Below are 23048 nucleotides of genomic sequence, written 5' to 3'. Positions count from 1 at the left end.
GTAGTCTTTGCCTGACGCCGACGAGGAGGCCCAGCCGTGTTCGAGAACCTGAACTGGTGGGAGATCGGTACGCTGCTGCTCCTGGCACTGCTGATCTTCGGTGACCGGCTGCCTCAGGTGATCTCCGAAGGGCTGCGAATGGTGCGCAACCTGCGCAACATGGCGCAGAACGCCACCGGCGACCTGAGCCGCGAGCTGGGCACCGACATCCAGCTGGAGGATCTGCACCCGAAGGCGTTCATCCGCAAGCACCTGCTCAGCGAGGAGGACGAGCAGGCGATCCGGAAGCCGCTCCAGGGCGTCTACGACAACCTCCGGGCCGACGTGACGGGCGTGCACAACGACCTGAAGGACGTCGCCTCCGCCGCCGACATCAGGTCGACCAACGGGCGGTCGGTCACTGCCACCGGTGACGTGGCCGCCGCGGCGCCCGCCCCGGCGCCCCGCTCGCACGCATACGACGACGACGCCACCTGATCCCTCGCCTCGCCTCAGCCCGGCATGCGGCACCCCGCGCCGTCCGGCCGGTGGGTCGGGCCGAGTCGCGGCATCCGGGGCCGTCCGCGCCGAGGGTCAGGCCACTTCGCGGCATCTCGGGTCCGGCGCCTCGCGTCAGCCCGGCATGCGGCATCCCGGGCCGTCGGGGCGGCGGGTCAGGCCGACACACCGCATCCCGGGGCATCCCGGCGGCCGGTCAGCGCCGGGACGCGGGATGAGCGGGCGCGGATGCGGGGTATGGGTCAGCGGCCGGCCGGCTTGAGCCCCAGCGGCTTGCCGAGCAGCGACTCGCGGCGTACCGCCAGCCGGTCGGCGACGGTGTCCAGCGCCCGGGCGGCGGCGGCGTCCGGCTGGGCGAGCACGATCGGGAGGCCGGCGTCGCCGCCCTCGCGGACCCGGGTGTCCAGCGGGATCTGGCCCAGCAGCGGCACCTGCGCGCCGATGGTCCGGCTCAGCGAGTCGGCGACGGCCTGGCCGCCACCGGCACCGAAGACCTCCATCCGGGACCCGTCGGGCAGCTCCATCCAGGACATGTTCTCGATGACGCCGACCACCCGCTGGTGGGTCTGCAGGGCGATCGCGCCGGCCCGCTCGGCCACCTCGGCGGCGGCGGCCTGCGGGGTGGTGACCACCAGGATCTCGGCGTTGGGCAGCAGCTGCGCCACCGAGATGGCGATGTCGCCGGTGCCCGGGGGCAGGTCGAGCAGGAGGACGTCCAGGTCGCCCCAGTAGACGTCGGCGAGGAACTGCTGGAGGGCGCGGTGCAGCATCGGGCCGCGCCACACCACGGCGGCGTTGCCCGGGGTGAACATGCCGATCGAGATCACCTTCACGCCGTGCGCCTGCGGCGGCATGATCATGTCTTCGACCCGGGTCGGTGCCCCCTCGGCGCCGAGCATCCGGGGCACCGAGTGGCCGTAGATGTCGGCGTCGACCACGCCGACGGCGAGCCCCCGGGCGGCCAGCGCGGCGGCCAGGTTGACCGTGACGCTGGACTTGCCGACGCCACCCTTGCCGCTGGCCACCGCGTACACCCGGGTCCGCGAGCCGGGCTGGGCGAACGGGATGACCGGCTCGGCGGTGCCACCGCCGCGCAGCTTGGACTGGAGCTCCTGGCGCTGCTCCGGGCTCATCACGCCGAAGTCGATCTCGACACCCGTCACGCCCGGTACGCCGCCCACGGCGGCGGTGATGTCGGCGCGCAGCTTGTCCTTCAGCGGGCAGCCGGCCACGGTGAGCAGCAGCTCGACGCGGACGACACCGTCGTCGCCGATCGCGGCGGAGCGGACCATGCCCAGCTCGGTGATCGGCCGGCGGATCTCCGGGTCGTTGACGGTGGCCAGGGCGGCCTGGATCGCGTCGGAGATGGTGCTGACGGGTGCTGACATGCCCGCAATGCTACGTCGGTGGGGATCGCGTCCCCGCGACGGTGTGAGCGAATCGATGCCCGTCCCGCAACCGCCCGGACCGGGACGATCGGTACGTCCGGCCCGGCCGCTCAGCGCTCCGACCGGCCGTCCCGCACGTAGTCGCTGTCGAGATCGTCGCGGGGCTCGCCGAGCGGCTCGTCACCCCGCATGCTCCGGTCCTGCTGGCGCCGTTCCAGCTTGTGCCGCCGCTCGGCGGCCTCGTCCAGCTCCTCGGCCAGCCGGGCCAGCTCGGAGCGGAGGAAGTCCCGGGTGGCGACCTCGCCCATGGCGATGCGCAGCGCGGCGATCTCCCGGGCCAGGTATTCCGTGTCCGCCTTCTGCATGGTCGCCTGCCGGCGGTCCTCGTCCAGCGCCACCCGGTCCCGGTCCGTCTGGCGGTTCTGCGCGAGCAGGATCAGCGGCGCCGCGTAGGACGCCTGCAGGGAGAGCACCAGGGTCAGGAACGTGAACGTGTACGGGTCGAACCGCAGGTCCGCCGGGGCGAGCGTGTTCCACAGGAACCAGGCCGCGAGGACCAGGGTCATGTAGACGAGGAAGTTCGCCGTACCCATGCCCCGGGCGATGCCCTCGGCCCACCTGCCGAAGGTCTCCCGGTCGATCCGGGGCAGCCGGACGCCGCGGGGCTCGCGCGGCTGGTCGAGCCGCTCCGCCCGTCGCTGGTCAGCCATCGGCGCCGTCCAGCGTGTCCTGGGTGGCGGCCGGGGCCGGCCCGGCGTCGCGGTCCCGCCAGTCCCGCGGCAGCGAGTGGTCCAGCACGTCGTCCACCGTCACCGCGCCCACCAGCCGGTTGTTCCGGTCGATCACCGGCATCGCGACCAGGTCGTAGGTGGCCATCCGGCGGGTGATCTCCGGCAGCGGGGTGCCGGGCCGCAGCGGGTCTATGTCGTTGGCCACCAGGCCGCCGAGCAGGTCGGCCGGGGGATCCCGGAGCAGCCGCTGGAAGTGCACCATGCCGAGGTAGCGCCCGGTCGGCGTGGTCATCGGGGCGCGGGTCACGAACACCTGCGCGGCCACCGCCGGGGAGAGCTGTGGTTCCCGGATCCGGGCCAGCGCCTCGGCGACGGTGGCGTCCGGGGGCAGGATCACCGGCTCCGACGTCATCACGCTGCCGGCCGTGCCGGCGCTGTATTTCAGCAGCTGGCGGACCGGGTCGGCCTCGTCGGGCTCCATCAGGTCGAGCAGTACGTCCTGCTCGGGCGGGGGCAGCTCGTTGAGCAGGTCGGCGGCGTCGTCCGGGTCCATCTCCTCGAGCACGTCGGCGGCCCGTTCCCGGTCCAGCGCGGCGAGGATCTCCACCTGGTCGTGCTCGGGCAGCTCGCTCAGCACGTCCGCCAGCCGCTCGTCGTCGAGCGCCGCGGCGACCTCGTTGCGGCGGTCGTCGGGCAGGTCCTGCAGGGCGTTGGCCAGGTCGGCCGGGCGCATGTCCTCCAGCACGGCGAGCAGGTTGGCGGTGCCCCGGCCCTCGCCGACGTCGCTCAGCCCGCCCACCCGGTCCCACTCGACCTGGTGCAGGTGGCCGCGCCGGCCCAGCCGGCCGGTCTGCTCGCGGACCGCCACCCGGGTCAGCGACCACTCGCCACCGCGGCTGCACTCCATCGCCACGTCGACCACCGCGCCCGGTTGGCCGCCCTCCAACCGGACCCGGCGGTCCAGCAGCTCCTGGAGGACCAGCAGCTCGTTCGGGCGCTTCTCGAACCGGCGCAGGTTGAGCGTGCCGCTGCCGAGCACCACCGCGTCGGAGTCGATGGAGGTGATCCGGTTGATGGAGAGGAAGATGCGCCGGCGCATCGGCATCTCGGCCACCAGGCCGACGACCTCCGGCGGTCGCTGGGTCGCCCGGATCCGTGCCACCGCGTCACGGACCCGACCCACCTGGTCGCCGTTCGGATCGAAAACGGCCACTCCGGCGAGTCGGGCGATGTAGACCCGGGTCGGCGTGCTCACGGGCACCAGCCTAAGCGCCTAGTGTTTATCAACATGTCGACCCTGTCCTACGAGATCGTGGACGTCTTCACCGACCGCCCGTACGCGGGGAACCCGCTGGCGGTGGTGTTCGGCGCCGAAGGGCTGGCCACCGAGCAGATGCAGGCGCTCGCGGTGGAGTTCAACCTCTCCGAGACGGTGTTCGTGCTGCCGCCCACGCAGGTCGGCGCCACCTACCGGGCGCGGATCTTCACCCCGGTCGCGGAGCTGCCCTTCGCCGGGCACCCCAGCGTCGGCGCGGCGGTCACCGCCAGCCGGCGCGGGATGTTCGCGGCGGGCCGGGTCGCCCAGGAGTGCGGCGCCGGCGTCCTGCCGATCGAGGTCACCGCGACCGGGGCGACGCTCACCGGCGGCACGCCCACCCTCGGCCCGGAGCTGGACCCGGAGCCGCTGCTGGAGATGGCCGGCCTGGACGCCGCCGACCACGCCGGGCCGGCGCCCCGGGTGGCCGGGTGCGGGCTGGAGTTCCCGTACCTGCCGGTGCGGCCGGACGCGGTGGCCCGGGCCCGGGTGAACGCGGCGGCGGCGGAGCGGTACGGCGTGGAGCACGTCAGCGTCTTCTCCTGGGACGCCGCCGCGCAAACGGCCCACGCCCGGATCTTCGTGCCCGGTCTGGGGGTGCCCGAGGATCCGGCGACCGGTTCGGCCGCCCTCGGTCTCGGGGTGTGGCTCGTCGCCAGCGGGCTGCTGCCCGGTGACGGCACCCACCCGTACACCGTGCGGCAGGGCATCGAGATCCACCGCCCGTCGGTGCTGGCCTGCACGGTGACCACGAGCGGCGGCGCGGCGGTCGGGGCGACCGTCGCCGGCCAGGTGATGGCGGTGGCCCGCGGCGAGATCCTGATCCCACCCTTCGTCGGCTGACCACCCGGCCCGGTCCGGCTGTCCGGGCGGGCCGGGGTGCGAGAGGATGCCCGCATGACGGACGAGGTGCAGGCCCGGGAGAGCACGCCGCTGGTCGACGAGGCGGCGAAGAAGGCCGCCGTCGCCTGGGTGAGCGTCACCGACGGGCCGGCGCTGGCGCTGTGGTGCATGCCGCTGGAGGGTGACCTCTTCGTGGTCAGCGGCCCCGGCGAGCAGTCCGCCCCCGGGCTGGCCGACGCCACCGAGGCCCGGGTCACCCTGCGCGGCGACCACGGCGGCCGGATCGTCACCTGGCCGGCCCGGGTGACCCGGGTGACACCCGGCAGTGCGGGCTGGGAGACGGCCGCGCCGCTGGTGGCCGCCAAGCGGCTGAACGCGCCGGGGGCCATCGCTGACCTGGTCGCCCGGTGGGCCGCCGACGGTTGCGCGCTGAACCGGCTCAGCCCGGCCGGCCCGCCGGCAGCGGGCGCCGACCTGCCGGCCGGGTCGCTGGCCGAGCCGCCGCGCGGCGCGCCGGTGGTGCGGGTGACCCGCCGGCCGTTCCGGTTGCACCGCGTCCGTCGGCGCTGACCGGCGCCCGGTCGACCAGCTCCACCACCCCGGGCAGCGCGGTCACCGCCGGGCCGGCCCAGTCCGGCTCGGGGTCGAAGACCAGGTGCCGGGCGAGGTCCGGGGCGGCCAGCCGGACGGCGGTCAGCCCCACCCGCGCCGCGCCGCTCAGCTCGCGGCTGCCGCCGTCACCGACGTAGAGGCAGTGCTCGGGGGCCACGCCCAGCCGCCGGCAGGCGGTCAGGTAGAGCTCGGGATCCGGCTTGCACCGCCCGACCCGCACCGAGAACACCCGCGCGTCGAGCAGCGGCGCGACCGGCAGCTCGGGCAGGAACGCTGGCAGCTCGTGGGTGCAGTCGCTGACCAGGGCGGTGCGTACGCCCCGGCGGCGCAGCGCCGCCAGCACCGGCACCGCCTCGGGCCGCAGCCGGGTGTCGGCGCGTACCGCGCGGTGGCGGGAGGCGAGCGCCGCGCGCAGCGCCTCCGCCGAGGGGCGCACGCCGAGCTGGTCGCACACCCAGCGCAGGGTCGCCTCGGCCCCGCCCAGCGACCCGCTGGCCCGCTGGTAGTAGCTGCGGTCGAGCACCTCGGTGAGCCGTTCCCCCGGGCAGCCCAGCAACTCGGCGGTGAGCCGGTGCCCCCGGCCGCGGGGGGAGGGACAGGTCAGCGTGCCGAAGAAGTCGAACAGCACCGCCTGGTACCTGGGCATGGGGAGACGCCTCCAGGGCGGTCGAGGGGTCAGCGGGCGCGCGGACCTTCATGATCGTAACCAGTTGCTGACCATCCGTGGTGCCCGCCGGACGTGTGAGGATTGCTCACCGTGCAGCCATCCCCACCCCGCCCGCCACTCGATCCGCTGACCGGCGCCGCCGTCGCGCTCGCCGTGGTCGCGGTCTCCTCCTCCGGACCGTTGATCGCCTTCGCCGCCGCGCCCGCCCTGGCGATCGCGTTCTGGCGGAACGCGCTCGCCGTCGCGGTGCTCGGGCCCTTCTCGCTGCTCGGGAGGCGGGCGGAGTTCCGCCGGCTGACCGTCGGCGCCGGCCGGCGGGAGGGCTGGTTCTGCGTACTCTCCGGGGTGGCGCTCGCCGCGCACTTCGCCACCTGGATGCCGGCGGTGCAGCTCACCTCGGTCGCCACCGCGACCGCGCTGGTCGCCACCCAGCCGGTGTGGCAGGGGTTGATCGCCCGCGGGCAGGGGCGGCGGCTGCCGGCGGTGGTCTGGGCCGGCATCGCGGTGGCGGTGGTCGGCGCGGCGCTCGCCACCGGCGCCGACGTCACCGTCTCGGGTCGGGCGGTCGCCGGTGACCTGCTCGCGGTGGCCGGCGGGATGTTCGCCGCGGTCTACACGGCGTTCGGTGAGCGGGCCCGGGGGTCGCTCAGCACCACCACCTACACCACCGTCTGCTACGGGGTCTGCGGGGCGGTCCTGCTGGTCGTCTGCCTGGTCGCCGGGCTGCCGCTGACCGGGTACGACGGCGGCACCTGGCTGGCCATCCTGGGGCTGGTGGCCGGCGCCCAACTGCTCGGCCACTCGATGTTCAACTACGCCCTGCACCGGATCTCGGCCACCACGGTCAGCGTGCTGATCCTGCTGGAGGTGCCCGGGGCGGCCCTGATCGCCTGGTGGTGGCTGGGGCAGGCGCCCCGCCCGCAGGCCCTGCCCGGGCTGGCGCTGCTGCTGGTCGGGGTGGCCGTGGTGGTGATCGGCGGCGCCCGCGCCGCCCGCCGGGCAAGGAGGGGCCCCTTGTTAACAGACGTCTGTTAACAAGGGGCCCCTCCTTGCATTTCGGCCACCCGGCGGCGCTGCTTCCGTGACAGTGCAGGAGGGGAGCGTTGCGGGAAGGGGCGCTGATGCAGCCGGACGAGGCCGGGGGCGGCACCGCCGTCACCCCGTCGGCCGAGTTCCCACCGCTGCGCCCCGACGAGGTCGCCACGCTGCGCCGGATCGGCGCCCGCTGGCAGCCGGACCGGCCGGCCGGGGGGCTGCCCGTCGACCCGACCCTGGACCGGTACCGGGGCCGGCCGGCCCCCACCCGGTTCGGCCGGCTGGCCCCGATCGAGATGTTCGCCGGGCAGCCCGGCGAGCTGGTCGCCACCCCGCCGGCCCACGAGCCGCGTTCCCGGCCGGCCCGCGCCGTGTCCCGGCTGCGCCGGGTGGTGCTCGGCCCGCCGCTGCGCAGCTCCGCCGTGCTCTACGAGCGGATGCGCAAGCTGGTGGCCCTGCCGATCCTCTCCTCCGACCTGCTCAGCTCGGTGGCGTACGGGCCGGAGGCGATGCTGACCGTGCTGGTGCTGGCCGGGAGCGGGGCGCTGGGCCTGTCGCTGCCGCTGGCCGCCGCGCTGGTGCTGTTGATGATCGCGGTCGGGCTGTCGTACCGGCAGACCATCCCGGCCTACCCGCACGGCGCCGGTTCGTACATCGTGGCCTCGGACAACCTGGGCGTCACGCCGGGGCTGACCGCCGCCGCCGGGCTGATGCTCGACTACGTGCTGACCGTGTCCGTGTCGGTGGCCGCCGGGGTGCACGCGGTCACCTCCGCGCTGCCCGCGCTGGCGCCGTTCAACGTACCGCTCGGGGTGCTGGTGATCCTGGTGCTGCTCGCCGGCAACCTGCGCGGGGTGCGCACCGCCGGCAACATCTTCGTGCTGCCCACGTACGCCTTCGTGGTCGCGGTCCTGGCGTTGCTCGTGGTCGGCTGGTGGCACGCGGCCGGGCGGGGGTTCGCGCCGGTGCCCCCGCCGCCGGTGCCGGCGGCCGAGGGGCTGGGCCTGCTGCTGGTGCTGCGCGCGTTCGCCTCCGGGGCGGTGTCGATGACCGGCATCGAGGCGGTCTCCAACGCGGTGCCGGCGTTCCGCCCCACCGAGTGGCGCAACGCCCGGACCACGCTCGGCTGGATGGTGGCCATGCTGGTGGTCCTCTTCGCCGGGCTGACCGTGCTGATCCACCTGGACGGCCTGGTGCCCCGGCCGGAGGAGACCCTGCTGTCCCAGTTGGGCCGGCTCACCTTCCCGGCCGGCCCCTGGTACCCGCTGCTCCAGGCGAGCACCGCGCTGATCCTGCTGCTGGCGGCGAACACCGCCTTCAACGACTTTCCCCGGCTGCTCTTCTTCATGGCCCGCGACGGCCACGCCCCACGCCGCTTCCTGCACATGGGGGACCGGTTGGCGTTCAGTAACGGGCTGGTCGCGCTGGCCACCGCGGCGACTGTCGTCTTCGTCGCGTTCGGCGGGCACACCGCGTCGCTGATCCCCCTCTACGCGGTGGGGGTGTTCCTCGCCTTCACCCTGTCGCAGAGCGGGATGGTGGTGCACTGGCGGCGGCACCGGGGGCGGGGCTGGCGGCGCCGGCTGGGGCTCAACGCGGTCGGGGCGGTGCTCTCCGGGCTGGTGCTGCTGACCGCCGCCGTCGCCAAGTTCGCCGAGGGCGCCTGGGTGGTGGTGGTCGCGGTGCCGCTGCTGGTGCTGCTCTTCCACCGGGTGCACCGGCACTACGCCCGGCTGCACCGGGCGCTGGCCCTGCACCCGCCGACCGCGGGCCCGCCGGCCGGGCCCGCGGTCGCGCCCACCCCCGGGTCCGCCGAGGGCGAGGAACTGCCCCAGCAGGTACGCCACCTGGTGGTGGTGCCGATGGCCCGGCTGAACCGGGCCTCGCTGCGGGCCCTGGCGTACGCGGCCTCGCTCGGCCAGCCGACGCTGGCGGTGCACGTCGCCCCGGAGGACGCCGAGGCGGAGCGGTTCCGCGAGCAGTGGCGGGCGTGGGGCGACCACGTGCGGCTGGAGACCATCGTCTCCCCGTACCGGGCGGTGATCGGGCCGCTGGCGCACTACCTGGAGGCGTTGCACGCCGCCGGGCCGGAGCTGACGCTGACCGTGATCGTGCCGGAGGTGGTGACCCGCCGCCGCCGGCACCGGCCGTTGCACAGCCGCGCCGAGCAGCGGCTGCGGGACGCCCTGCGGGCGCTGCCGGGCGTGGTGGTGACCAGCGTCCCGGTGCACCTCACCGAGTGAGGAACGGGGCGAAGTGCTCCTCGACCAGGTCGGTCACCGCCACTGCGTCCCGGCTGCCGTCCACCTCGATCACCCGTACGCCCAGCTCCCGGGCCCGGGCCACGGCGTCGGCGGCGACCAGCTCGTCGCGGGCCAGCCGGCTGCGTACCGCCCGCTCGGGGTCGCTGACCCCGTCGTGTCGGGCGGTGGCCCGGGGCAGCCGCTCGCGCTGGTACGCCCGGAACTCCGGCGTGGGCACCAGCACCACCACCTGACGGCTCGACTCGACCAGCGGGACCACCAGCTCGGGACGCAGCCCCCAACCCTCGGCGATCACCCGCCGGCCGGTGACCAGCGCGCTGAGGTCGTCCAGCACCCACTCGAAGCGGCGCGGGAAGCCGGCCAGGGTCTCGGCGGCCATCCGGGCGGGGTCGGTGTGCACCCAGGCGGCGTCCGGGTCGGGGCCGGCGGGCGGCTCGGCCCGGCGGACCCGGTCGGCGATCCGCCGGTCGTCGTGCCCCCGGGCGTCGTGCCGGTCGTAGAGGTACGCGGTCAGCCCGTGCCGCAGGGCCAGGGTCACCGCGACCGTGGTCTTGCCGGCCCACTGGGCGCCGCCGATCCACAGCGCCCGGCGGGCGGTGGCCATCGCGTCGAATTCCATGCCTCGACCATGGGTGCCCACCGCGCCAAGATCAAGTCTTGTTCTCGCCGGCCCACCGTGATGAAGTGAGGGAGCGGGATCAGACCTCGCGTACTTCCAGCACCCGGGTGGTCGGCGCGTCGTCGCCGAGCGCGCCGCGCAGCGCGACCCGCTCCGGGTCGACCAGGAACGCGTCGTAGCCGGCCCGGTCGGCGAACCGGATCACGTGCACCTCGTTGCCGTCGTCGGTGCGCAGCCGCCGTTCCAGCTCCCCGCGGTGCCGCCCGAGCAGGGCCAGCACCGCGTCCTCGTAGCGCCGGCCCGCCTCGACCGCGCCGCCGGCCATCTCGACCAGGGCGACCAGCAGCACCCCGGCGTTCCCCGTCGTCATGGCGGGAAGTATGCCAGCGGGGCGGGCCGCCGGGGGCCCGTCAGCCGTCGATGCCCACGGCCTCGGCGCTGGCCGTCCAGAGCCGGGCGGCCAGTCCCGGGTCGGCCGCCTTGCGCAGCGGCCGGCGCGGCCGGCGGTCGGCGTAGTAGCCGCCGTCGACCAGCCGGTCCGGGTCCTGGTTGGCCAGCCAGACCAGCGTTTCGGCGCCCTTCTCCGGGCTGCGGAACGGCAGGAACCGCATGCCGATCGCGACCAGCCGGCTGTCCGCCCCGAACCGGGTCCGCACCACGCCGGGATGGAAGGAGTACGCGGGGACGTCCGGCCAGCGCCGGGCGGCCTCGGCGGCGAACAGGATGTTTGCCTGCTTGCTGGTCCCGTACGCGCGCATCGGCCGGTAGTGGCGCAGCGCGGCGTTCAGGTCGGCGGGGTCGAGCCGGCCGCTGCGGTGGGCGCCGGAGGCGGTCACGACCAGCCGGCCGACCCGGTCGGCGAGCAGGTTGCTCAGCAGGAACGGGGCCAGGTGGTTGGCCTGGATGGACAGCTCGAAGCCGTCGACGGTGGTGACCGGTTGCAGCACGATCGCGCCGGCGTTGTTGGCCAGCACGTCGATCCGGTCGTACGCGGCGCGCAGCCGCTCCGCCAGCCGCCGCACGTCGTCCAGCACGGCGAAGTCGGCCCGGAACAGCTCGGGTCGCTCGCCGGAGGCGTCGCGTACCCGGTCGCCGGCGGCCTGTAGGCGGGCCGGGTCCCGGCCGACCAGCACCACCCGGTCGCCCCGCCGGGCCAGGTCGACGGCGGCGGCCAGCCCGATGCCGGAGCTGGCCCCGGTCACCACCACGATCCGGCGCCCAGTGAGATCTTCCACAGGTCCATTCACCCCGGTCACGGCACGAGGTTACCGTGGCGTCAACAAGCCTTTGTGATCGTTAAGGTCCGTCATCTTCGCCGGCGTGCCCGCCGGACGCTGGAAGGAGCGCATCCATGGCCGCAGTCGGTCGCCCCCGCCGGTCCTGCCTCGCGGTACCCGGCTCCAGCGTCAAGATGCTCGGCAAGGCTCAGGGGCTCCCGGCCGACCAGGTCTTCCTCGACCTGGAGGACGCGGTCGCCCCGCTGGCCAAGCCGGACGCCCGCAAGAACATCGTGGCCACGCTCAACGAGGGTGACTGGGCCGGCAAGACCCGGGTGGTCCGGGTCAACGACCTGACCACGCCGTGGACCTACCGGGACGTCATCGAGGTGGTCGAGGGCGCGGGGGCCAACCTCGACTGCATCATGCTGCCGAAGGTGCAGAACGCCGGCCAGGTGCAGTGGCTGGACCTGACCCTCACCCAGCTCGAGAAGACCCTCGGCCTGGAGGTCGGGCGGATCGGCATCGAGGCGCAGATCGAGAACGCCGTCGGCCTGGTGAACGTCGACGAGATCGCGGCCGCCTCGCCGCGGGTCGAGACCATCATCTTCGGCCCGGCCGACTTCATGGCCTCGATCAACATGAAGTCGCTGGTGGTCGGCGCGTTGATCCCGGACTACCCGGGTGACCCCTACCACTACATCCTGATGCGGATCCTGATGGCCGCCCGGATGCACGACAAGCAGGCCATCGACGGGCCGTTCCTGCAGATCCGGGACGTCGACGCGTTCCGCGAGGTGGCAAAGCGGTCCGCCGCGCTCGGCTTCGACGGCAAGTGGGTGCTGCACCCCGGCCAGATCGACGCCGCGAACGAGATCTACTCGCCGGCCCAGGCCGACTACGACCACGCCGAGCTGATCCTCGACGCGTACGAGCACTACACCTCGGAGGCGGGCGGCCGGCTCGGCGCGGTGATGCTCGGCGACGAGATGATCGACGAGGCGTCCCGGAAGATGGCCCTGGTGATCTCTGCCAAGGGTCGCGCGGCCGGGATGACGCGCACCTCGACCTTCACCCCGCCGGCGGAGTGAGCGGCGGCGGGCCGTCCCGCGCCGGGGCGGCCCGTACCCGCGTCAGTAGCCGGTGCTGGACGAGGAGCCCTGGCTCGCCGCGAAGATGATCAGGCCCACGATGACGACGGTCGCCAGCACCGCGATGACGGTGGCGATCCAGCCGACCACGATGCCGGCGGTCGCGAAGCCCTCGCCGCCCTCGCCCCGCTCCCGGATCTGCCGGCGGGAGACGTAGCCGAGGGCCAGGCCGACGATGCCGACGTAGCCGCCGAGGCCGTACGCGCAGAGGCCGAGCGCGCCGATGATCGACACCACCATCGAGGCGATGGCCAGGCCGTTCTGCGGCGGGCCGGGCCGGTAACCGGGCGGCGGGTAGCCGGCCGGCGGATATCCGTACGGCGCGCCGCCGGGCGGCGGGTAGCCGGGGGCGGCGTACGGGTCGCCCGCCTGGAGCCCCGCATACGGGTCGACCGGGCCGGCCTGGGCCGGCACCGGGCTCCCGCCGAGCGGCAGGGTCGGGTCGGCCGGGGGCGTCGACTGCGGAGCGGGCGCGGCGGGGTCGTGCCAACCACCGGACGGCGGGGGATAGCTCATGCGGGTTCTCTTCCGTTCAGCTCGGGATGCGCGGTCAGGGTAGCCAGCGCGGACCAGATCGGGGCACCCGCTTCCCGGGTGCCTCGTTGCCCGCAGCGGCCGTAGGCGGCAGGATCTCGGCATGGCACATGACGCGCGGGGCGCCGACCGGGGTCGACCGAGACGGGACGTCAGCCGGCCCGGGGTGGCCCGGCGCAGCCGGCTCGCGGCCGGCGCCACGGTGGCGAGCCGCGACGAGCAGGTGCCGCTGCCCGAGCCGGTGACCACCCGGCTCGACGGCCGGGTCGCGCTGGTGACCGGGGCCGGCAGCCCGGACGGCATCGGGTACGCGATCGCCCGCCGGCTGGCCGACCTGGGCGCCCGGGTCGCGATCGTCTCGACCACCCGGCGGATCCACGACCGGGCCGGCGAGCTGGGCGTGACCGGGTTCGTCGCCGATCTGACCGACGAATCGGAGGTGGGCGCGCTGGCCGACGCGGTGACCGAGCAGCTCGGCGACGTCGAGGTGCTGGTCAACAACGCCGGGCTGGCCAGCCGGGCGAGCCCGGAGGTGCTCCGGCCGGTGGCCCAGCTCAGCTACGACGAGTGGCGCGGCGAGATCGACCGGAACCTGACCACCGCGTTCCTGTGCAGCCGGGCGTTCATCGGCGGGATGGCCGAGCGCGGCTGGGGTCGGGTGGTCAACCTCGCCGCCACCGCCGGCGCGGTGAACGCCCTGCCCACCGAGGCGGCGTACGCGGCGGCGAAGGCGGGCGTGGTCGGGCTGACCCGGGCGCTGGCGATGGAGATGGTCGCCGACGGGGTGACCGTGAACGCGGTCGCCCCCGGCACCATCCACACCGCCGCCTCGACCCTGGCCGAGCTGAAGCAGGGCCACGGCACCCCGGTCGGCCGCCCCGGCACGCCGGACGAGGTGGCCGCGGCGGTGGCCTTCCTCTGCTCACCGGCCGCGTCGTACATCACCGGGCAGCTGCTGGTGGTGGACGGCGGCAACAGCGTCCGCGAGTCGCAGTTCCGGTGAGCCGCCGGGGTCGGTGGCGGTGGCTCGGGGGCTCGGTAGTCGTGGCCCGGGTGCGAGCCGGCGGTCAGTAGCCGTGGCCCGGGTTGGAGCCGGCCCAGAAGGCGAACGCGATCCAGCCGCAGCAGGCCAGCAGGCCCAGCGCGGTGAAGACGTACCCGAGGATGAGCCCCCAGGTGGCGAGCTGGTCGCCCTCCTCGCCGGTCTGCCGGATCTGCCGCTTGGCGAGGTAACCCAGGACGATCCCGGCCGGCGAGAAGACGAAGGCGAAGACCAGCGACAGGATCGCCAGCACGTTCGTGCCGCGCGCCGGCCCGCCCCAGCCGGGCGGACCGTAGTGCCCGGGCGCCCCGTGATACCCGTGCGGCCCGGCCGGCCCGTGCGGCCCGGGCGGGGGCCCGTAGTCCCCGGGTGGCCCGGGCTGCCCGGCCCGGGGGCCGTACTCCCCGGGTGGCCCGTAGGACGGCGGCTGCTCGCCGGCCGGCGGGCCCCATGCCGGCGGCTCCCCGGCGGGCCGCTCGTACGGCGACGGCGGCTGGTCGGGCTCTCCCGGTGGTGGTGGATGTGCCATCGCGTTCACCCCTCCGCCGCAGGTCAGAGACGTTCTCTCTTGCGGACGCTACCGGCAGCGGTGAACCTTTTCACAGCGGTTGTGTGGACCGGTCACCTTGGCCTCGCCGGGCGCGGGGCCGATACTGACCGAGCGTTCAGTTACCCCCGAGTAATGCGCCGATCCCCGGAGGCTGAGATGGCCCGACTCGCCCAGACGCCCGGCCTGACCGACGTGCAGCGGTCGATCCTGGAAACCGTGCGGGAGTTCGCCGACAAGGAGATCATCCCGCACGCCCAGCGGCTGGAGCACGCGGACGAGTACCCCACCGACATCCTCGACGGGATGCGCGAGATGGGGCTGTTCGGGCTCACCATCGCCGAGGAGCACGGCGGGCTGGGCGAGTCGCTGCTGACCTACGCGCTGGTGGTCGAGGAGTTGTCCCGGGGCTGGATGTCGATCTCCGGCATCGTCAACACGCACTTCATCGTGGCGTACCTGATCTCCCAGCACGGCTCGGCCGAGCAGCAGGCCCGGCTGCTGCCGAAGATGGCCACCGGCGAGGTGCGCGGCGCGTTCTCGATGTCGGAGCCCGAGTGCGGGTCGGACGTCTCGGCGATCAAGTCGAAGGCGGTCCGCGACGGCGACGACTACGTGCTCAACGGCCAGAAGATGTGGCTGACCAACGGGGCGTACTCGTCGGTGGTGGCCACCCTGGTCAAGACCGACACCGGGGCCGACTCGGTCTACGGCAACATGAGCACCTTCCTGCTGGAGAAGGAGCCCGGCTTCGGCGAGACCGCGCCCGGCCTGACCATCCCCGGCAAGATCGACAAGATGGGCTACAAGGGCGTCGAGACCACCGAGATGGTGCTCGACGGCGTCACCGTGCCCGCCTCCGCCGTGCTCGGCGGCGCGGAGCAGGTCGGCCGCGGCTTCTACCAGATGATGGACGGCATCGAGGTCGGCCGGGTCAACGTGGCCGCCCGCGCCTGCGGCATCTCCCTCCGGGCGTTCGAGCTGGCCGTCGCGTACGCCCAGCAGCGCAAGACCTTCGGCCAGCCGCTCGCGAAGCACCAGGCGATCGCCTTCAAGCTCGCCGAGATGGGCACCAAGATCGAGGCCGCGCACGCCCTCATGGTCAACGCCGCCCGGCTCAAGGACGCCGGCCAGCGCAACGATGTCGAGGCCGGCATGGCCAAGCTGCTCGCCTCGGAATACTGCGCCGAGGTGGTCCAGGAGGCGTTCCGCATCCACGGCGGCTACGGCTACTCCAAGGAGTACGAGATCGAGCGGCTGATGCGCGAGGCGCCGTTCCTGCTCATCGGCGAGGGCACCTCGGAGATCCAGAAGACCATCATCTCCCGCGGCCTCCTCAAGGAGTACAAGCTGTAAGGAGGGGCCCCCTGTTAACGCATTCTGTATAGGCGGGGCCCCCGCTTAACACCCGTCACCCGGCCGGCTCGGGTGCGGTCACCGGCAGGCCGACCGCCAGTGTCTCGGGCCGGTGCCGGAAGTGTTCGATCGCCGCGACCAGCCGCTCCTCGGGCACCGCGGTGTCCCGGCCGCCGACCACCGGCGCCGGGTCGGTCGACCGCCAGGTGGCCGGTCGCAGCCGCACCCCGTCGATCCGGCCGTCGCTGCGGTGCGGCACGACCAGGTCGATGTTCGTCCACCCGTACGCCCGGCGGCCGTGCCGGATGCCGCTGGCGGTGAGCGCGAGCCGCCCGGTGAAGCGCACCGCGCCGTAGCCGGCCCGGCCTGCCAGCACCGCCGCGGACGCGACCAGCAGCGCCCGCCCGGCAGCGCCCCACCACTCTTCGTTCGGCAGGACCGTGGCCAGCGCCCCCGCGATGGCGACCGTCACCAGCGCGTCTCCCAGCAGGTCGACCCAGCCGGCGAGCGACCGGCGGGCGACCAGGCCGGCTTCCACCGCGTCCCGGCCCGCCACCCGGTTGTGCCACCGCAGCCGGCCGTCGCGTCGCGGCCGCCACCGCTTCGACAGCAGGTGCAGCCCGGTCACCACCCAGACGGCGAAACCGAGATCGTGCGGCTCCGCCGCCACCAGCCGGAACAACCCGGCGGCCAGCAACGCCGCCACCGCCGCGCCGACCGCGCCGGCGAGCAGCCGCCGGCCCCACAGGCCGTCGCCGAGGGACGGTAGGCGGCCGGGCCGCGACTGAGACATGCGCGCAGGGTACGGCCGCTCCGCTACCGCCCGGCGGTAAGGAGGGGCCCCCTGTTAACGCATTCTGTATAGGCGGGGCCCCCGCTTAACACCCGTCAGCCGCCGAGCGCCGCCGCCAGTCGGCGCTGTTCCTCGGCGTCGCCGATCCCGGCACGGCGCTCCGGGTGCGCCCGGTAGTAGCGGATCGCGGCGGCCAGGTAGGCCGGCGACACGTCGAAGTCCCCGGTCCGCAACCAGAGCTCGTCGCGCCGCCGCAACAGCCGCCCCTCGACCAGTTCCGGCTGTTCGAGGAAGAGCCGCACCGCCCGGTCGTGCTCCATGGCGTGGATCGGCATGGCCGGGTCCAGCGCGGCCCACGGCACCCGCACCGGCCGTACCCACTGCCGGGCGACGATCCCGGCGGCGGTGAGCGCGATCCGGGGAGTGCGCCGCCACTGGGCGGCCACCAGGTTGGCCAGCACCGCGAGCACCGCGCCGCCCAGCAACCACCCGACCGGGTCGCGCCGCCAGTCCCCTTCGTACTGGAGCAGTTGGTAGGGCAGCCACGCGGTGACCACCAGCGGCAGGCTGAGCACGCCGCGGGGTGGCGCGTACAGCTCGCCGGGGCCGACCCGCAGCTCGCGCCGGCCGGAAGGCCGGAAGGCGGTGACGCTCAGGCCGGCGAGCAGGCCCAACGCCGCGAGCACCACCGGCAGCGGGCCCGTCGGCTGACGCCGCACCAGCAGCCCGCCGACGACGCCGAGCGCCAGCGCGGTGAGCAGCGCGATCCGCTGCCGCCGCAACGCCCCGTCCGCCGTACGCATGCCGGCAGGGTACGCGAGCGGCGCACCGGCGGACCGGCGGTGATTCAGCGGTACTGACGGGCCGGCAGGTGCCGGCGTGCCCGGGCGACCAGCGCCGCCGGGTCGTCCGCGTAGAGCCGGATCTCGCGCACCGGACGGCTCGGCCCGGCGGGCAGCGGGACCTGGATCGGTGCACCGAGGACGACGTCCACGCTGGTCTGGCTGCCGGCGCAGATGTGCAGGACGTCGTCCTCGACCTGGATGGTGCGGCTGGAGGGCAGCGAACGGTAGCGGGCGCCGACCGTGGCGACGGCCGACCAGGGCAGCGTGACGTCGACCGAGGTGCCGTTGCGGATCCGCAGCCCGTCCGCGCCGAGCAGGTGGGGATGCAGGCGCAGGCTGGCGAAGAGCCCGATCATCCACAGCACACCCCAGACGCCCAGCGCCAGCGCGGCGTACCGGACCCAGGTCCAGGGCACGGTGTGCCGCAGGATCAAATCCAGGATCGGAATCTCGATCACGGAGAGGCCGATGAAGACACCGAGAATCGGGCTCACCACCCCCACGTAGCTGAACGCCTCCGCGCCGGGTGGCGGTGCCACGGGCCGGCGGAGCACCAGGCGCGCCAGGCTCCGCCACATGCCTGTTTCGTACGCCACCGCGCGGCGCCACCGGGACGGCGTCGCTTGATCCATCGCTCACCTCGCCCCGCTCGTTTTGCGATGCAAGTGCAATGTAAAACGTTCACCGGCAGCATGTCAATGCAGTCGCAATGTGACCGACGGCGGGCCCCTACCGGCCCGACATCGCGCGTAAACCGTCACGGACCTCGCGCGCCAGGTCGTACTCCTCGTCGAGCCCGGTCTGCAGCCGGCTGAGGTGGGCGTACCGGTGCACCGCCTCGTCGGCGGCGGCCAGGGCGGCCGGCAGCTCCACCCGGAGGATCGACCGGACCATGGCGAAGCTCCGCACGGCCTGGGCGGCCTCCGGGCTGTCCCGCCCCGCCTCGTCCAGCGCGCGGTACCGCTCCACCGCCTCCGCGCTGCTGGCCAACGCCTCCGCACGCCGGCCGGCCTCCGCCGCGACGAGGCCGAGATTCATGAGCGCGAGGGCGAGGCCCGGCCCGTAGACGGCGGGGTTGGTGGCGACCACGCGGCGGCGGATCTCCACCGACTCCCGCAGGAACGCGAGGGCCTTGCGGCGGCGGCCCCGCGCGACCAGGTGGGTCGAGTGGTTGCTCAGCGCCACGGCCAGGTCGGGCAGGTGCGCCCCCGGATTGCGGGCGGCGACCCGGCGCCAGGCGGCAAGCGCCTCACTGCTTGCCCGCTCCGCCTCCGCCGGGCGGCCCGCCCTGTCGAACGCGACGTCCAGATTGGACAGGCCCGAGGCCAGTGCCACCTCGAACGCGGCCGGGTCACCTCGACTGAGGCGACGTCGGATCCGTACGCATTCCTCGGCCGCGCCGAGCGCCTCGTCCGTCCGGCCGACGATCATCAGGTGTGCGGCCAGATTGTTCAGCGAGCTGGCGAGGTCGGGCTCGAAGGCGGCGGGCTCGGCGGCGGCCAGCCGGCGGCGGATCCGGACGGCGGCGGTGGTGGCGTCGAGGGCGTCGGTGCGGCGCCTGAGCGCCGAGTGGACCCGGCCGAGATTGTGCAGCGCGTTGCCCAGCCCGGGCTCGTGCGCGGCCGGATTGCTCTCGGCGAGCCGCCGCCGGATCCGGACCAGCTCCTCGATCGCCGACGCGGCCTCGGCATGACGACCCAGCTTCATCAGCTGGGCGGCGAGGTTGTTGAGCGAGGTGGCGTAGTCGGGCAGGAAGGCGCCGGGCTCCGCCTCGACCAGCCGGCGACGCAGCCGTACCGATTCGGTCGTCGCGGCGAGCGCCTCCTCCCGACGCCCGAGAGCGGAGAGCGCCGCGCCGAGGTGGTACGTGGCATCCGCGAGGCCGCGCGGCGCCAACGGGGCGTCGGGGTCGAGCCGACCCAGGATGCCCACCGCCTCGCCGATCGGGGCCAGCGCCTCGTCCGGCCGGCCCGATCGGACCAACAACGCGCCCAACGTGCTCAGCGAGTTGGCCAGCCCCTCCGCGGTGCGGCCCGGATCACCCGCGGCCAGGCCGCGTCGCAACCGGACCGACTCCGTCGCGGCGGTCACCGCCTCCGGCAGCCGCCCCAGCTCCGCCAGCCGGCCGGCGAGGGCGTTCAGCAGGACGGCCAGGGAGGAACGGGACGTGGTGTCGTCCGCCCGGATCCGGTCTCGGCAGACGGCCACGGCCTGCTCGGTGACCGCCAGCGCCTCCTCCCGCAGGCCGGCCGCGCTCAGCCGGGCGGCGAGCTGCTCCCGCAGTTCGACCTGGGTGCCGGGGTCGACCGTACGAGCGAGCCGGTGCCGGGTGAGGCGACGCGCGACGGCCGCCATCGCCGGATCCAGCTCGACGTCGCGTCCGTCCGGGAAGAGTTCCTCGATCCGTTCCAGCAGGTCGAGATCGGCCTCCTCCGCCTCGGCCAGCAGGATCAGGGCGGCGTTGCCCGCCTCGACCGCCAGCCGGGGACGGCGCCGCAGCAGCGGGTGCAGGTGCGCACGGCCGACGTGCGGCCAGCGGGCGGCGCCGGCCGCGAGGAACGTCACCGCCCGGACGACCTGAGCCGTGGGCCGATCCCCGGCGCCGAGCCGATCGAGAAGGTCCGGGGTGACCGGGCCGGCCCACTCCTGGGCGGGGTAGTCCGCCGCATGCCCGGGCAGCGTCAGCGCCAGGAAGTCCTCGGCGAGCCGGTCCGGATAGAGCGGCTCCAGCACCATGTCCCGGCCCGCCTGCTCCGGCGGGTAGCAGACCGCGTGGTCGGCGACGATCCGCTCGGGCTCCGGGTCCCACCCGAGGCCGGCCAGGAGCTGGGTGGCGACGGGGCGAGCGGTCGGCCCGGCGAGTGCCGCGGTGAATACCATCCGGTTCATCAGCGGTGGCCGAGTGCGGAACGTCCGGTCGGCGCCGTCCTGCCACCGGGCGGCCCAGTGCAGATGCTCCCGGTCCAGCAGATAGAGCGTCAGGCCGGCGAGGTCGGGCGGCGCTCGGCGACCGGTCGCGTGCGCGTCCACCGCGACCAGCGCCGCCATGTGCACCGCCAGGGTGAGCCCGAGGTCGGGGTGGTCCAGGGAACCGGGCGGGCGGATCGGATCGGGGTCGGTGCCGTACACGGACGCGAAGCTGTCCCGGGCGGCGTCGAACATCTCCACGCGCGACGACCGGTCCTCGGGCAGCGGCGCGAGCTGCTGCTGCGAGGTGGCGGCCCGGTGGTTGGCCACCGTGGCCCGCACGGTCGGCCAGGCATCGGCCGTCCGAGCCAGCAGCAGCACCCGGGTCGGCAGCTCCGAGCGGTGCAGCATGGCGTTGCTCAGCAACCAGGTCAGGTGGCTCAGCGGCCATCGGTCGGCGTAGTCGACGACCAGCAGCAACCCCGGCCGGTCGTCCGTGCTGAGGTCCTGGCTGCCGGGCGGTGGTAGCACCGTGCCGGGCCCGTGCGTGGCGGTGACGACCCGCCAACCGTGCCCCGCCGACCGGTCGGCGAACTCGGCCGCCAGGCGGGTCTTGCCCTGGCCGCCCGCGCCGTGCAGCCAACGGACCGCCAGCCGCGGCCCGTCCTCCCGCCACCGGAGCAGCTCCGCCAGCTCGTCGGACCGGCCGGTGAAGGGTACGACCGCCAGCCGGGCGTTGAGCATCCGACTGGGCGCCTCCCGCAGCCATCGCGGATCCGCCGGCGGCACGCCCCGCCAATTCTCCAGCAGATACAGCGGCACACCGTCGCCGAACACGTGGATGTCGGCGCCGATGACGCCGTACGCGAATCCCGCGGTGGCCGTGACGATCTGCGTGGGTCTCGACGAGGGGCCGTCCGGCGGGTTCACCGGCCGGTCTCCGGTGGACGCACCGACCCGTGGTTGTGGATGTCACCACCTACCGTGCCCTGCGCGACCGACCCGGTGCCGGAGGCGGTGACGTGCTGGACCACCGTCGGCGTCCCGGGCCGCCCGGCCTGCGCCGCCTCCGCCCACGCGCGTAGCTCCCGAGCCACTTCCGGGTGCTCCATCAGCAGGTCGGTGAGCCGGGTCTGCCACGTCGCCGCCAGCCGCTCGCGCAGGACGTCCCGTTCGGTGGGGACGGCACGGCTGATCTCCGTAGCGTCCTCGTCGAGCTGGCGGAGCACGACCTCCCGCCGTCGGGCTCCGGCCCGGTCGAACAACCGGCCGAGGCCGTCCCGGGCGCCGGTCCAGAGGTCGGTGCCTGCCGCGCCCATGGCGGCGGCACCGCCCGCCGCGGCCAGCGCGGTGATCCATTCCGCGACCAACGGAAACCTCCGTCAGAGATCATCGATGCGGTCCGTCGTTACCGGGTTACCACACGGTGATCGATTCGCCAAGCGCGCGGACGGCCGCGGAGGCGCTCAGCCGACCCGGGTCAGGCCGCCGGCCGCCCGCTCGACGATCAGGCACCGGTCCTCGACGTAGTCGATCCCCGCCTCCTCGGCGATCCGGCGCGCCTCCGCCGAGACGATGCCGAGCTGCAGCCAGACGGCGGGCGCGCCGATCTGCACCGCCTGCCGGACCACCTCGACCGCGTCCCGCGCCGGCCGGAACACATCCACCAGGTCCACCGGGTGCGGGATGTCGGCCAGCGTCGGGTACGCCTTCTCGCCGAACAGCTCGTCGACCGTCGGGTTCACCGGGATGATCCGCCAGCCGTGCCGCTGCATCTCCAGGGGCACCCGGTGCGCGGCTTTGCCCGGGTCGCGGGACGCGCCCACGACGGCGATCACGGCGGAGTCGGCGAGGATCTCGCGAGCGCTACGCATCCCCCGAGCGTATCCCGGGTGCAAGGAAGGGGCCCTTGTTAACGCTTCCGGTAGAGCAGGGGCCCCCGCTTAACACTTTCGGTCCGGGTCAGGCCGCCTCGTCGAGCAGTTGTCGCAGCCGCGCGTACTCCTCGTCGGTGCCGATGGCCGCCCGCTCCGTGGGGCGGGTCGTGTAGTGCCGCAGTACGGCGGCCAGCTCGGTCGGCGCCACGTCCAGCTCGGTCACCGCCACGGCCTCCCGGTTCCGGCCCCAACCCCGGACCCGGAGCAGCTCCGGCCGGTTGACCGGCAGCGAGATGATCCCGGTGCCACGGGGCGAGCCGACCCGACCGGCCGGGTCCAGCGCCGCCCAGGGCACGAAGATCTCGCGCTCCAGGTGCCGGTGGGTGATGCCCTCCGGTGTCACCTCCACGCCGGGCGCCCGCCGCCAGCAGATCGCGGCGAAGCCCACCGCGACGGTCCCGAACAGCGCCACCAGCGCCGGCAACGAGGTCCGTAGCGCGGTGTCGACCGCCTGGTACGTCGCGAAGCCGACCAGCAGGGGCGCGAAGCCGACGCCGGCGCGGGGCGGCACATAGAAGGCGTGCTCCCGTACGTCGACCCGGAGCCGTCCGCGGCCCGGCCGGGCGCGGAACAGGCGCACCGCCGCACCGAGCAGGAGCACGAGCGGCAGCAGGCCCAGCAGGCGGGCCGGCCCGCCCGTGGCATATCCCCAGTGGGCCAGCGGGGCGACCAACGCGCCGACGACGAGGGCGGACACCACCATGATGCGTTGCCGGCGGCGCGCCGCCGCGATGCTCTCCCGCACGC

At 74.4% G+C, this 23048-nt stretch carries 23 protein-coding genes and 1 pseudogene; 8 read left to right on the top strand and 16 right to left on the bottom strand.

Annotated elements, in window-relative coordinates; all coding sequences use genetic code 11:
• The first annotated feature begins 36 nt into the window (after positions 1 to 36).
• The gene (locus tag K7640_RS07200; protein WP_222953929.1) at positions 37 to 477 is read left to right on the top strand and encodes a preprotein translocase subunit TatB; all 441 of its coding nucleotides are present in this window, start codon (positions 37 to 39) and stop codon (positions 475 to 477) included.
• Between the two features lie 263 nt (positions 478 to 740).
• On the opposite strand, the gene K7640_RS07195 is transcribed toward K7640_RS07200, so the two are convergent.
• The 3 genes from K7640_RS07195 to K7640_RS07185 form a co-directional block, all read right to left on the bottom strand.
• Positions 741 to 1886, bottom strand: coding sequence for a P-loop NTPase (locus K7640_RS07195; protein WP_222953928.1), 1146 nt, complete (start codon positions 1884 to 1886; stop codon positions 741 to 743).
• 110 nt (positions 1887 to 1996) lie between these two features.
• A complete protein-coding gene (locus K7640_RS07190) occupies positions 1997 to 2596 on the bottom strand; it encodes a DUF1003 domain-containing protein (protein ID WP_222953927.1) in 600 nt (199 codons plus the stop codon).
• Positions 2589 to 3872: a magnesium transporter MgtE N-terminal domain-containing protein gene (locus K7640_RS07185; RefSeq protein ID WP_222953926.1), complete on the bottom strand. Its 1284-nt coding sequence runs from the start codon at positions 3870 to 3872 to the stop codon at positions 2589 to 2591. The genes K7640_RS07190 and K7640_RS07185 overlap by 8 nt, the downstream gene beginning before the upstream one ends.
• Before the next feature lie 33 nt (positions 3873 to 3905).
• On the opposite strand from K7640_RS07185, the gene K7640_RS07180 reads away from it, so the two are divergent.
• Positions 3906 to 4775, top strand: coding sequence for a PhzF family phenazine biosynthesis protein (locus K7640_RS07180; protein ID WP_222953925.1), 870 nt, complete (start codon positions 3906 to 3908; stop codon positions 4773 to 4775).
• Positions 4776 to 4829: 54 nt separating this feature from the next.
• Positions 4830 to 5345 (top strand): hypothetical protein, encoded by a 516-nt coding sequence (locus K7640_RS30010; RefSeq protein ID WP_255608360.1) that lies wholly within the window; start codon positions 4830 to 4832, stop codon positions 5343 to 5345.
• Between the two features lie 127 nt (positions 5346 to 5472).
• Here the strand turns inward: K7640_RS30010 and K7640_RS07175 are convergent.
• A pseudogene (locus K7640_RS07175) lies at positions 5473 to 6033 on the bottom strand (HAD family hydrolase); the annotation flags it as partial.
• A 102-nt stretch (positions 6034 to 6135) separates the two neighbouring features.
• Between K7640_RS07175 and K7640_RS07170 the strand changes: the two are divergent.
• Complete coding sequence (locus tag K7640_RS07170) at positions 6136 to 7089, top strand: DMT family transporter (protein WP_255608358.1); 954 nt, start codon at positions 6136 to 6138, stop codon at positions 7087 to 7089.
• 86 nt (positions 7090 to 7175) lie between these two features.
• On the top strand, positions 7176 to 9332 hold the full coding sequence (locus K7640_RS07165) for an APC family permease (protein ID WP_222953922.1): 2157 nt from the start codon (positions 7176 to 7178) through the stop codon (positions 9330 to 9332).
• On the opposite strand, the gene K7640_RS30005 is transcribed toward K7640_RS07165, so the two are convergent.
• From K7640_RS30005 to K7640_RS07150, 3 genes are all read right to left on the bottom strand, one after another.
• The gene (locus K7640_RS30005) at positions 9322 to 9972 is read right to left on the bottom strand and encodes a hypothetical protein (RefSeq protein ID WP_255608357.1); all 651 of its coding nucleotides are present in this window, start codon (positions 9970 to 9972) and stop codon (positions 9322 to 9324) included. The genes K7640_RS07165 and K7640_RS30005 overlap by 11 nt on opposite strands.
• 79 nt (positions 9973 to 10051) lie before the next feature.
• Entirely contained in the window at positions 10052 to 10342 is a 291-nt protein-coding gene (locus tag K7640_RS07155) for a hypothetical protein (protein ID WP_222953921.1), read from the bottom strand.
• Between the two features lie 40 nt (positions 10343 to 10382).
• Positions 10383 to 11207 carry an SDR family NAD(P)-dependent oxidoreductase gene (locus K7640_RS07150; RefSeq protein ID WP_222953920.1) on the bottom strand — a complete coding sequence of 275 codons (825 nt, stop codon included), beginning with the start codon at positions 11205 to 11207 and terminating at the stop codon, positions 10383 to 10385.
• Positions 11208 to 11323: 116 nt separating this feature from the next.
• On the opposite strand from K7640_RS07150, the gene K7640_RS07145 reads away from it, so the two are divergent.
• Positions 11324 to 12280 carry a CoA ester lyase gene (locus K7640_RS07145; RefSeq protein WP_222953919.1) on the top strand — a complete coding sequence of 319 codons (957 nt, stop codon included), beginning with the start codon at positions 11324 to 11326 and terminating at the stop codon, positions 12278 to 12280.
• A 42-nt stretch (positions 12281 to 12322) separates the two neighbouring features.
• On the opposite strand, the gene K7640_RS07140 is transcribed toward K7640_RS07145, so the two are convergent.
• Positions 12323 to 12856 (bottom strand): DUF4190 domain-containing protein, encoded by a 534-nt coding sequence (locus K7640_RS07140; protein ID WP_222953918.1) that lies wholly within the window; start codon positions 12854 to 12856, stop codon positions 12323 to 12325.
• A 184-nt stretch (positions 12857 to 13040) separates the two neighbouring features.
• Here K7640_RS07140 and K7640_RS07135 point away from each other — a divergent pair, with 184 nt between their 5' ends.
• The gene (locus K7640_RS07135; protein ID WP_222954327.1) at positions 13041 to 13877 is read left to right on the top strand and encodes an SDR family NAD(P)-dependent oxidoreductase; all 837 of its coding nucleotides are present in this window, start codon (positions 13041 to 13043) and stop codon (positions 13875 to 13877) included.
• A gap of 64 nt (positions 13878 to 13941) precedes the next feature.
• Here K7640_RS07135 and K7640_RS07130 read toward each other — a convergent pair whose 3' ends face one another.
• Positions 13942 to 14445, bottom strand: a complete 504-nt coding sequence (locus K7640_RS07130) for a DUF4190 domain-containing protein (RefSeq protein ID WP_222953917.1) — start codon at positions 14443 to 14445, stop codon at positions 13942 to 13944.
• A gap of 177 nt (positions 14446 to 14622) precedes the next feature.
• Here K7640_RS07130 and K7640_RS07125 point away from each other — a divergent pair, with 177 nt between their 5' ends.
• Positions 14623 to 15819 (top strand): acyl-CoA dehydrogenase family protein, encoded by a 1197-nt coding sequence (locus K7640_RS07125; RefSeq protein WP_222953916.1) that lies wholly within the window; start codon positions 14623 to 14625, stop codon positions 15817 to 15819.
• A gap of 55 nt (positions 15820 to 15874) precedes the next feature.
• On the opposite strand, the gene K7640_RS07120 is transcribed toward K7640_RS07125, so the two are convergent.
• The 7 genes from K7640_RS07120 to K7640_RS07090 all read right to left on the bottom strand — a co-directional run bounded on the left by K7640_RS07120 (position 15875) and on the right by K7640_RS07090 (position 23046).
• Complete coding sequence (locus K7640_RS07120; protein WP_222953915.1) at positions 15875 to 16612, bottom strand: hypothetical protein; 738 nt, start codon at positions 16610 to 16612, stop codon at positions 15875 to 15877.
• Positions 16613 to 16707: 95 nt separating this feature from the next.
• Positions 16708 to 17415 (bottom strand): hypothetical protein, encoded by a 708-nt coding sequence (locus tag K7640_RS07115; RefSeq protein ID WP_222953914.1) that lies wholly within the window; start codon positions 17413 to 17415, stop codon positions 16708 to 16710.
• Between the two features lie 44 nt (positions 17416 to 17459).
• Positions 17460 to 18035 (bottom strand): PH domain-containing protein, encoded by a 576-nt coding sequence (locus tag K7640_RS07110; RefSeq protein ID WP_255608354.1) that lies wholly within the window; start codon positions 18033 to 18035, stop codon positions 17460 to 17462.
• A 151-nt stretch (positions 18036 to 18186) separates the two neighbouring features.
• Complete coding sequence (locus K7640_RS30740) at positions 18187 to 21294, bottom strand: tetratricopeptide repeat protein (RefSeq protein ID WP_222953912.1); 3108 nt, start codon at positions 21292 to 21294, stop codon at positions 18187 to 18189.
• Entirely contained in the window at positions 21291 to 21734 is a 444-nt protein-coding gene (locus K7640_RS07100) for a hypothetical protein (RefSeq protein ID WP_222953911.1), read from the bottom strand. Before K7640_RS07100 ends, K7640_RS30740 begins: the two co-directional genes overlap by 4 nt.
• Positions 21735 to 21830: 96 nt before the next feature.
• The gene (locus K7640_RS07095) at positions 21831 to 22238 is read right to left on the bottom strand and encodes a CoA-binding protein (RefSeq protein WP_222953910.1); all 408 of its coding nucleotides are present in this window, start codon (positions 22236 to 22238) and stop codon (positions 21831 to 21833) included.
• An 88-nt stretch (positions 22239 to 22326) separates the two neighbouring features.
• Positions 22327 to 23046, bottom strand: coding sequence for a hypothetical protein (locus K7640_RS07090; protein ID WP_222953909.1), 720 nt, complete (start codon positions 23044 to 23046; stop codon positions 22327 to 22329).
• Positions 23047 to 23048: the final 2 nt, after the last annotated feature.

Origin of the sequence: Micromonospora sp. PLK6-60, assembly GCF_019890675.1 — a bacterium.
Taxonomy (GTDB): domain Bacteria; phylum Actinomycetota; class Actinomycetes; order Mycobacteriales; family Micromonosporaceae; genus Micromonospora.
Note: the sequence above shows the minus strand (reverse complement) of the source record. Positions and strands in the feature narration are given on the sequence as shown.

Coding starts and splice junctions, on each gene's coding strand:
- K7640_RS07195 (WP_222953928.1), bottom strand. CDS start 1,886: ATGTCAGCACCCGTCAGCACCATCTCCGACGCGATCCAGGCCGCCCTG.
- K7640_RS07190 (WP_222953927.1), bottom strand. CDS start 2,596: ATGGCTGACCAGCGACGGGCGGAGCGGCTCGACCAGCCGCGCGAGCCC.
- K7640_RS07180 (WP_222953925.1), top strand. CDS start 3,906: ATGTCGACCCTGTCCTACGAGATCGTGGACGTCTTCACCGACCGCCCG.
- K7640_RS30010 (WP_255608360.1), top strand. CDS start 4,830: ATGACGGACGAGGTGCAGGCCCGGGAGAGCACGCCGCTGGTCGACGAG.
- K7640_RS07165 (WP_222953922.1), top strand. CDS start 7,176: ATGCAGCCGGACGAGGCCGGGGGCGGCACCGCCGTCACCCCGTCGGCC.
- K7640_RS30005 (WP_255608357.1), bottom strand. CDS start 9,972: ATGGAATTCGACGCGATGGCCACCGCCCGCCGGGCGCTGTGGATCGGC.
- K7640_RS07155 (WP_222953921.1), bottom strand. CDS start 10,342: ATGACGACGGGGAACGCCGGGGTGCTGCTGGTCGCCCTGGTCGAGATG.
- K7640_RS07145 (WP_222953919.1), top strand. CDS start 11,324: ATGGCCGCAGTCGGTCGCCCCCGCCGGTCCTGCCTCGCGGTACCCGGC.
- K7640_RS07140 (WP_222953918.1), bottom strand. CDS start 12,856: ATGAGCTATCCCCCGCCGTCCGGTGGTTGGCACGACCCCGCCGCGCCC.
- K7640_RS07130 (WP_222953917.1), bottom strand. CDS start 14,445: ATGGCACATCCACCACCACCGGGAGAGCCCGACCAGCCGCCGTCGCCG.
- K7640_RS07125 (WP_222953916.1), top strand. CDS start 14,623: ATGGCCCGACTCGCCCAGACGCCCGGCCTGACCGACGTGCAGCGGTCG.
- K7640_RS07120 (WP_222953915.1), bottom strand. CDS start 16,612: ATGTCTCAGTCGCGGCCCGGCCGCCTACCGTCCCTCGGCGACGGCCTG.
- K7640_RS07115 (WP_222953914.1), bottom strand. CDS start 17,415: ATGCGTACGGCGGACGGGGCGTTGCGGCGGCAGCGGATCGCGCTGCTC.
- K7640_RS07110 (WP_255608354.1), bottom strand. CDS start 18,035: ATGTGGCGGAGCCTGGCGCGCCTGGTGCTCCGCCGGCCCGTGGCACCG.
- K7640_RS07095 (WP_222953910.1), bottom strand. CDS start 22,238: ATGCGTAGCGCTCGCGAGATCCTCGCCGACTCCGCCGTGATCGCCGTC.